The sequence below is a fragment of the Aquimarina litoralis genome, assembly GCF_019295435.1.
GTDB classification, from domain to species: Bacteria; Bacteroidota; Bacteroidia; order Flavobacteriales; family Flavobacteriaceae; genus Aquimarina; species Aquimarina litoralis_A.
In genome coordinates this window covers 1-9,061 of the sequence record NZ_WEKL01000086.1, presented here as the reverse complement: position 1 = coordinate 9,061, position 9,061 = coordinate 1, and the positions used below count along the sequence as shown (strand labels likewise).

Annotated in this window: 4 protein-coding genes; 3 read left to right on the top strand and 1 reads right to left on the bottom strand. The window is 30.8% G+C overall.

The features are described from left to right. A partial coding sequence (locus tag GBO31_RS23030) for a trypsin-like serine peptidase (protein WP_219010967.1) occupies positions 1-1,043 on the bottom strand: 1,043 nt, incomplete at its 3' end. A gap of 244 nt (positions 1,044-1,287) precedes the next feature. Between GBO31_RS23030 and mnmE the strand changes: the two genes are divergently transcribed. The 3 genes from mnmE to GBO31_RS23015 all read left to right on the top strand — a co-directional run. Continuing rightward, complete coding sequence (gene mnmE, locus GBO31_RS23025; protein ID WP_219010965.1) at positions 1,288-2,691, top strand: tRNA uridine-5-carboxymethylaminomethyl(34) synthesis GTPase MnmE; 1,404 nt, start codon at positions 1,288-1,290, stop codon at positions 2,689-2,691. A gap of 393 nt (positions 2,692-3,084) precedes the next feature. After that, positions 3,085-6,231, top strand: coding sequence for a metallophosphoesterase (locus tag GBO31_RS23020; protein WP_219010963.1), 3,147 nt, complete (start codon positions 3,085-3,087; stop codon positions 6,229-6,231). A 639-nt stretch (positions 6,232-6,870) separates the two neighbouring features. Beyond that, positions 6,871-9,061 (top strand): RICIN domain-containing protein (locus GBO31_RS23015; RefSeq protein WP_219010962.1); only part of this gene is annotated, 2,191 nt, incomplete at its 3' end.

The following is a 9,061-nucleotide window of genomic DNA, read 5'->3' as shown; positions in this document are numbered from 1 at the left end:
CCAGAACCCGTACAACCACCATAAGCGTGAACCCCTACAGCATTTCCAGTAGCTTCGTCAATAATTGGACTTCCAGAATTACCTCCAGTAGTATCAGCTCTATATCTAACAAACGTATTGTTCACATCAGCAAGTGGCCCTGAATGTGTTTGCTGTGTTTGGTTGTCTATTCCTGTATCTGTTCCAAACCCAGTAATTCTAATTGTGTTTCCAGGAGCAGATTGTACTACATTAAATGACTTTCCTTGTGCTTGTAAAGGAGTCAAACCTGTTTGAGTATTCGCACTTGCTTCAAAAACACCCCAGTCATTAGCTTGACTAGGACTATTAATATATGGAGAAACAAAATTTCCTATAGGATATTGATCTTCTGGTCCAGGATGCACGATGGTTCTATCCGGATTAGATTTAGGAACGTTAAACTCAATAATTTCAGATCTACTAGTCAAACAATGTCCAGCAGTTACAAATCGTCCGTTGGTTATTATCCATCCTGTACAACCAATAGGCACAATTCTTCCAATTGCATCATCTGTTGAATCAATACGATCATCAGCAGATCCGCATTGAGATTTTATAGTCGGATCCAATTCCCCAACACTTAACTCGTAAATATTAATTTTTGCCGAAGTGTCATTAGGTGCTATAGATAGTGTTACCTTTACGGCATCACCATTAAAATAAGCACTCGAATTTTTCCATTCCCTAATTGTTTGCGAGTTTAAAACTTGAGTTGCACCATCTAATTTTGAAGTAATCGTAATGGTACTATTATCTCCAAGATTTACATCTTTAAAGAATAAACGAAGCCAGGTTGCTCCTTTTTCAGAAATTTCTTCTGTAATTGTATTAGATCCACTTTTACCCACAATACCATCTGATTTCAGTGTCAGATTGYATGGTGTTTCATGTCTAGCTAAATTCTGCGTTTGTGAAAAATTGACGAAAGGAATTAGCATAATTACTGCGCATATGACAGTAGATAATTTGTGTTTTATTAGCAGCTTGCTTCTGCTAATTGAGTTTGTGCTGTGAAAATTCATAAAAATAAAAGTTTAGTATATAGAAATTAAATTTAGTTACTAAATCTTATGCCAAAAGGTTAGTTAGACCTTTAACAATATTCCTATTATTTCCTCTTATTTTTATTTATTGAAATTACGTGAATTTCTAACCCCTAAGGGTTAAATGTAAGGAACAAAAAGCTGTCTACAAAAAAGTTTCAACTTAAAAATAGAAAGCTACGACTATAATATGTCTATTTTTGTACTTTCATTTTTGAATTGTATGATTACACAAGACACTATTGTTGCGTTAGCTACACCTTCAGGAGCAGGTGCTATAGCTGTTGTAAGAGTTTCTGGAAAAGATGCCATTACCATTTGCAATCCTATATTTAAATCTATCAAAGGTAAAGAACTGGCTTCTCAAAAAACTCATACGATTCATTTGGGACATATTGTAGACGAGGACCGTATATTGGACGAAGTGTTGGTATCTTTATTCAAAAACACCAATTCATATACAGGAGAACCTACAGTAGAAATTTCTTGTCACGGTTCTACCTATATCCAGCAAGAAATTATTCAATTATTACTACGTAAAGGTTGTAGAATGGCAGATGCTGGAGAATTTACGTTACGAGCATTTTTAAATGGAAAACTAGACTTATCACAAGCTGAAGCTGTAGCTGATCTAATTGCCTCAGATTCTGAAGCTTCTCATCAAATCGCTATGCAACAAATGAGAGGAGGATTTTCTAATGAAATAAAAAAACTCCGTGAAGAATTAATGAATTTTGCTTCGCTTATTGAATTAGAGCTTGACTTTTCCGAAGAAGATGTTGAGTTTGCTGATCGTACACAATTTAAGGATCTGATATCAAGAATCACTAACGTTTTGAAAAGGTTAATTGATTCATTTGCTGTTGGTAACGTGATCAAAAATGGAATACCAACCGCGATCGTTGGCGAACCTAATGTTGGAAAATCTACTTTGTTAAATGCTTTACTTAATGAGGAAAGAGCTATCGTATCTGATATTGCTGGTACTACCAGAGATACTATTGAAGATGAAATTACTATTGGTGGAGTAAGTTTTCGTTTTATAGATACTGCTGGAATTAGAGAAACGGAAGATGTAGTTGAAAGTATTGGTATCCAGAAAACATTTGAAAAAATAGAACAGGCTCAGGTAGTTATCTATTTATTAGAAGCCGATAAGTTTTTGGTTTCTGGTAAAACATTTATCGTTGAAATTGAAAAAATTAAGAATAAATACCCGCAAAAACCATTAATCATTGTTGCTAATAAAATTGATAAGGTTGATAAAACCTCTCTTGAAACATTAACCAATGAACTATTTCAAGTAGAAGGCATAAGTTTACAATTAATATCTGCTAAATCTGGAACAGGAGTTGAAGACTTACAAAACCAATTATTAGATTTTGTAAATACGGGAGCACTTCGCAATAATGAAACTATTGTTACGAATACCAGACATTATGATGCACTATTAAAGGCACTAGAAGAAATCCAAAAAGTACAGTACGGATTAGATACTGGACTTTCTGGAGATCTAATGGCTATCGACATTCGCCAAGCATTATATCATTTTGGTGAAATCACTGGTGAAATTACTTCCGATGATTTGCTTGGTAATATCTTTGCTAATTTCTGTATTGGGAAGTAATAATAAAAATAAAGAAGTCAAAAATATTACATTTAGAAAAAGTAGCTAGATCATTTATTGTTCTATTTGCTTGGTTAACTTCTTTACTAATATACTTATGTTTTAAACCTTTTATATCAGAACCCATTTAACAAGATGATTTATTCATTAAGCATGTTTATTTAGCAGTCTTGTTAAGTATTTTAGAAACTACATGTTATATTATCGGTTTTGCTGCAGTACTTATTCATAATTTCAAGGAAATATTGTAAAAAACTTTAAGCTCTACTTTTTCTAGGGGAATTCAGTTGTTAAAAAAAGTTAAAAAAAGTTAAAAACCTGTTGATAATGTGATTAGTTGTTTGGTAGAAAAGAAATTAAAAGCACTTAACTTTAGGGATTAAAAATCCATAAATGATAAACATAATACACTTAAGCGATATACATATAAATGATGATAATTTTGGATATAATCATAAAAAACTAATTGATGCACTTTTAGAAGACATTTCTAACTATATCAATGAAAACTCAATACTAGTTTTTAGCGGGGATTTTTTAAATCAAGGTGGAAGAAACTTTACTTCTAAAGAACATTACAAAACTATATTAGAATTTTTAAATAAATTCATTGACAAATTCAATTTTCTGAAAAATAGAATTTTTTTTATTCCTGGAAATCATGAAATAGATAGATCCAAATTAGACAAATACACAGATTTTTCACTAAAAGATAATCTACTAGATAAGAATAAAGATAAAGACAAAAGGTCTTCTACTCTATTAAATAGCTTTTTAAAAGATTTCTATGACTCAAATCCAGAACGTAAAATAAAAGGGCTGGAAACTTATAATGAATTTGCAAAGGAATTTTATTCAGGATATGAACAAGCACAAATAACGGGAATTGATAATTCTTTTTTATTGAAATTAGATGACACTTCAATCGGTATTTCTTGCTTGAATTCAAGTTGGTTATGTTATGATGATAATGATGAAGGAAATATTGCGGTAGGTATAAAACAAATAGAGCATTCTTTAGAATTTATTGATGATTCAAAAATCAAAATATGTATTATTCATCATCCATTATCTTTTTTATCTCGTGAAATTGAGCAAACAGAGATTGAAAAGACAATTTATAAAAATTACGATATAATTCTAATTGGACACACTCATGAACAACAAACGAATTATGTTACTGGTCTGTATGGAAAGTATCTTTTATCAATAGGAAAATCATTAACCGCAGAAAATTCAAAATTACACGCTTATAAAAATGGTTATACAATAATAAACTATTCACATCACGAGAAAGTAAAATGTTATTTCAGAAAGTATGATGATGATTCTTCGAAATTTATCCCCTCCTTAGATAACAATGTAATTAATGGAGAATTAGAATTAAATATATTAAATGAAACTCCGGTCCACATAACTCCAATTGAAACACTTCCAGTTTTAAATCAAGATTTCGAAAATTCCTTTGTTCTTGATGCTGGAGCAAAATTCACCAATCGTTCATCAAAAAATATAAAGTTAAAAGATATTTACGTATCGCCTTTTTTCGAAAGATATGATGTAGTAGAACAGGAAGACAAAAGCAATAATGTAACACTTAATTTTATACATAAGAATATAATAAGTAATCACTTTAAGAATATTATTTTATTTGGTGAAGAGAATTCAGGTAAAACAGCATTTTGTAAAATAACCTTTGAAAAAATTCTAAAGGAGAGTGACTTATTTCCTTTATATATATCTGGCGAATTATTAAAAGAAACAAATATAGCGAGAGTTAGAAAGTTAATTCTGAAAGAAGCAAATTCTCAATATGACAATTTTACAAAAGAAAATATTGATAGAGTGTATTTAATTTTTGATAATTTTAATGACTCTAAATTGTCTTTTGATCATAAAAAGAAACTTATTAATTCTATCATTGATTCAGAATTTAAAACATTAATTGTATGGGATGAATTTGTAACTCTTAATGAATTACTTGATGTTAAGAATCTAGATGTGAACATCTTTGAATTACTCCCCTTTGGTGCATCTAAAAGATTCGAACTAATTAAAAAATGGAAAGATTTAACTTATAATGATGATTTTGTTGATGAGAAAGACAAGGTAGATAATTACTATGCTGCTGAAAAAATAATCGATTCAATTATTGGAAAAAATTTGGTACCCTCTCTCCCTATATATATTCTAATTATACTTCAATCTAATGAGCTTACCACATCCACTAATTTAGAGCAAAGCACGTTTGGATATTATTATGATGTATTAATCAAGTCTGCTATTGGTCAAAAAGTTAAAGAAAATAAGGAAATTGAAAAACTGTATTCTTATTTATCTGAATTAGCTTATGATCTATTTTTAAATAAAAGTAATCATATTAATGAGAAAGGTTTTATGGATTTTCATCATAAATTTAAAGATAAATACGATGTGGAAATTAGTTTTGTTAAAACTGAACAAATTTTAATACAGACTGAAATACTAAGAAAAGCAGATGAAATTTACAAATTTAAATATACGTACATCTATTTTTACTTTATAGCGAAATATTTGGCAGATAATATCGATAACCATGATGTTATGAAACATATAGAGGATTTATCAAGCAAATTATATCAATCTTACTCAGCCAATATATACATGTTTTTATCTCATCATTCTAAGTCTAAATTGATAACCGATGAAATAATTAATGTTACTAGCAAATTATTTACTGATTCTAATATTTTAAATTTTAGTGAGGATATAAAGGAGATTAATAGCTTGATAAAAGAAAGATCAGAAAACCTAACACTAGACAGTACAGATCATGTAAAAAATAAGGAACAAGAATTAAGTAATAGAGATAAGGTGGAAAACTCCTCTAAAAATGAAGATTTTCATATTGGATCAAAAAGTTACAACGAAATTGACTACATATCACAAATTAATACATCCTATAAGTCAATAGAGATTTTAGGACATATAGTTAAAAATAGATATGCTTCTTTAAGGAAAGAAGACAAAGTATACATAATTGAGAATGCATATTTTTTAGCTATAAGAACATTATCTTCAATGTTTAATGTATTACTTGAAGGTGAAGAAGACATCAAAAACGAAATAATAGAATTAATTGGAGAAGATACCACAATAACAGAAAGTGAAAAAGAAATGCTCGCAAAGAAAATAATGTTTAATATGCTTTACATGATATCATATTCAACAATAAAAAAGGTTTCATCATCTATATCATCTAGAGATTTAAAAAACACTTTCGATAATGTTAAATCAAAATATAATGAAAACAACATTATTAAATTAATTACTATCGCTAATAAATTCGATTATAACAAAGAATTTCCTCTTGAGGAAACAAAGGAGTTAAAAAATGTTCTAAATAATAATATTTTGCCTTTTCTGGTATTGAGACGCTTAGGCTATAACTTCCTCAAATTTAAACCTTTAGAAGATATTGAAAAACAAAAAATATCGGAGCTTCTGGATATCTCTGTAAAGAGTCAAAGGCTAATTGAGGGTACGTCAAGAGTTAAATAACCTCAAAAGAAACTGGACTCTTGGATGAAATCTCAAAATACTAATTGGAACAATATTTATGGACAACTGAAAATATTTAAGATTAACCTGAAAGGTTAGTAGGAAGTTAAATGGTTTTAATAACCTTATTAAATATGGATATTTAACAAAATAAATAAAGTCTCCCATTATAAATATCCTATTAATCTCCATTTTTTATTTATAAGGGTTCAACACATATTGTATCGAAAAGTAAGTATTACCTAAATCTTGAACTTTTCGTTAAAATTAATAGCAGCTTTATCATTTTCATTCTATTTAATATTGAATACCTATTCTTTAACTAAAAACAATCTCTTATTTTTTTAATAGCAAAGGAAGTACTTATCCAAGATTACTTCGCTTAAGTCATTAAATTTCAATTCATCAATAAGCTACTAATGCGAATTATTTTTGGTTCTCTACGAATTCTACTTTATTAATGTCAAAAAATCATTTGATCATCATCTAAAAAATTAATAAGCCTACTTTAGACTCTAAATTGGTCAACCAATTTAAACTAACAAGAAACAAAACGATGACAATCAACGCCATAAGCTTTCTGAAAAGCTTAAAAATCATTGAAACAACCAACCATGATTGTCATTAAATCAACAAGTCATGAAAAAAATATTATTTCTCTTATTAACCTTTTCCATTGGGAATTTGATTTCCCAAACTACCGTTACTTCTTTACAACAACTACAGCCTTATCTAAATGATAATAACGTACAGGTCAAATTAGCTCCAGGAATTTATAATATAACAGCAAATGATGTTGCGTCTGGAAAATTTGGTAATCCATTATTACCATTTGAAGGCAATAATAGCATATATGATTTTACAGGTGTAACCATAAATATTGATACTGAAGTCTTAAGTAGTTTTGGAAACGTGGATGTTAATCTACTTCAAATTTTAGGTAACAATAATATTCTAAAGAATTTGACTTTAGTAAACATAGGAAATAATGCTCCTAGGAAAAGAGCACAAACGATCGTGATGGATGGAGCAGATAATCTTTTAGAAGGATTTCATATGACTATCAGAGGTTCTTATCCTTATGGTTATGGAGATGCTTTTGGTAAAGGAGGAGGGCCTGTAATTAGTCATCGTAAACACTCGGCTTTGTTGGTACGTGGAGAATCCAATCATGTAAAAAATTGTACKCTTATTCATAGATCTTATGGACATGCCATTTTCATGCAGGCTGCTAGCAATCCAATTATTGAAGGATGCTATATTGAGGGCGAAATGCGTTCTACCGATGATATGTTAGCCGAAGAAGGAACAGGATCTCCTGCAGATAATGTAGATTTTATGACGGTTTGGGGTTATCGATTACCTGCTGGATATATGCTAAGCTTAGGTGAAGGTGGTATTCGTGCCTACAATGCCGGAACAACAACTATAGATGGAGTAGAATACAATCGTGGCACCTCTAACCCTACAATACTTAATTGTACGATTAAAAATATGCGTACTGGAGTTACTATTTCTCATGCAACAGGAACAAAATACGTTGAAGGTTGCACAGCTATTGGATGTGAAAATGGTTTCTCTCTTGGCTCAGGAGATGTAATAGATTGTTATGCGGATTGTTCGTATGGTCCTGTGTATTCCACGACTTATGAAAACGACCGAAACTATCATGCGGATATCACTATCTTACCCAGTAGTGTTCCTTACTATAATGGTTCTGGAAGTATAGCTTATATTGGTGGGAGTCAACATAAAATTACACTAAGAGGATCAGAGGAAGCTGTGGAAGCTGGTTTATCTATAAAAGTTGGAGGTGATAAAAATAATATTCGACTTTTAAATGGTAATCTTCCACATCAAAATGATTTTGAAGGAAAAGATTTTGAGCTAACCAATTTATCAAACTTTCCAGTTGTCTTATCCAATAAAAGTTCAAGTATTAATGTAACATCTTGTGGTCCAGTTACTGATAATGGATCTAATAATACCATTTCGCAATCTGATAATTGTGTTAGCGTAGTTAATTTTGTTCCAGATCCTAAAAAGAAATATTATTTAGATGTCTTAAAACATAATGTCCGATTAGCTGCCACTGGTGAGAGTGAAGCTCCGTATACCACTTCTACAAATACTACAGGTGCTGATGTAGAATGGCAATTTGTGGCCAAAGGAAATGGTTATTGGCATTTGCAACGAGCTGCTGGAGGCACAAAACCAAGATTAAGAACCGATAATTCTTCTGCTGCGGATATGCAACCAACTGCTTGGAATGGAGTTTACACTTATTATGAAATTACCGAAGGAACATCAAATGAATCCTATTTTTTAACCTTACCAGATGGTCCCTCTAATTATAGAAGATTACAAATAGATCCAAATGGAAATGTGAATATGGTATCAGCAGCAGCAGCTGGTTCCTGGGAATCTTTTACAATTACTCCAGTAGAAACAAATCGAATTGTACACATCAGAAAACGTAATGCCACTAGTTTTGCCATAGATGGTGGAAATGATGGGAAAGATGGTCAGGATGTCTATCTATGGACAGCAGATGAAAAGAACATCAACCAACAGTGGATTGAAATAGATAGAGGAAATGGGTATTATTCTTATCAAAAATTAGGAACAAATTATTGCATCGATGGTAATCATGGTGGTGCTACTAATCAAAACGTATATCTATGGAGCTGCAGTGATACAAATCAAAATCAACAATGGAAGAAAGTCTCAATGGGAAATGGAGCTTATAAATTGATCAAACGCAATGCTTCAGGTTATACTATTGATGGAGGAAGTGGAGGGGCTAACGGTCAAAGCATTGAGCTATGGG

Excerpts from the sequence above, each read along its gene's own strand:
- mnmE (WP_219010965.1), top strand. The coding sequence starts at position 1,288 with ATGATTACACAAGACACTATTGTTGCGTTAGCTACACCTTCAGGAGCA.
- GBO31_RS23020 (WP_219010963.1), top strand. The coding sequence starts at position 3,085 with ATGATAAACATAATACACTTAAGCGATATACATATAAATGATGATAAT.